Here is a 970-nt window from a genome sequence, read left to right as displayed (position 1 = left end):
GCTCACTTCAGAAACTCGGCGCGATGTGGCGTAAACGTATCGATCAGGCGGCCCTTCTCGAGAGCCTTGACCCCATGCACCAGATCGGGGGGAACGATGAAGCTGCCTCCCTGGTGCAGGRTTTCCGTCCTGCCGTCGATCGTCACCTCGAAACTGCCCTCAGCYACATAGCTTGCCTGGATGTGGKGATGGGAATGAAGCGCACCGACGGCGTCCTTCTCRAAAACSACCTCGACCATCATCATCTCAGGCAGGTRGGCCATGATGCGACGSSTCACGCCCGGTTCCGGACTGGTCCACTCGGCATCCTTGGCCGGCACGAAAAGATCACTCGCTGCCATATTCCCCCTCCTCACCTAAGATCTTCGATGGCGACAAGGTCGACGTCGGTATAGTCGACATTGTCACCGGCCATGGCCCAGATGAATGTGTAGCTTGATGTGCCGACACCGGAATGGATGGACCAACCCGGCGACAGGATCGCCTCCTCGTTCTTGACGATCAGGTGGCGCGTTTCGTTCGGCTCTCCCATCAGATGCACGACGCGGGCCTTTTCCGGCAGATCGAAATAGAGATAGGCCTCCATCCGCCGGTCATGGACGTGGCAGGGCATGGTGTTCCAGACAGAGCCTTCAGCAAGCGTCGTCATGCCGACGACGAGCTGGCAGGTCCTGGCGCCGTCCGGGTGGATGAACTGAAAGATCGAACGCTCGTTGCTCGTTGCCTGAGAGCCGAGATCGACGCGCTTGGCATCTGAAATGCCGATATGCTTTGCGGGGTGACGAACATGCGCGGGGGCGCTGAGCAGGTAGAATTTTGCAGGTTGTTCGGCCGATACGGACCGGAATGTCACCGAAGCCCCCATGCCGGCATAGACCATGTCGCGGGTACCGGCCTGAAACTCTTCGCCATCGACGACGACGATGCCGGCACCACCAATATTGACAGCGATCAGCTCGCGCCGGGCCAG

At 59.8% G+C, this 970-nt stretch carries 2 protein-coding genes; both read right to left on the bottom strand.

Features of this window, described 5'->3' with window-relative positions; genetic code table 11:
- Window positions 1–2: 2 nt before the first annotated feature.
- Window positions 3–341: a cupin domain-containing protein gene (locus tag AC1DE4_RS31780; RefSeq protein WP_477884757.1), complete on the bottom strand. Its 339-nt coding sequence runs from the start codon at window positions 339–341 to the stop codon at window positions 3–5.
- Between the two features lie 11 nt (window positions 342–352).
- Window positions 353–970 (bottom strand): 5-dehydro-4-deoxy-D-glucuronate isomerase (kduI, locus tag AC1DE4_RS31775; protein ID WP_477884756.1); only part of this gene is annotated, 618 nt, incomplete at its 5' end.

Source organism: Rhizobium sp. 10N414, from assembly GCF_056394785.1.
The sequence above is the reverse complement of the archived record's forward strand: the minus strand, read 5'-3'. Positions and strand labels throughout refer to the sequence as shown.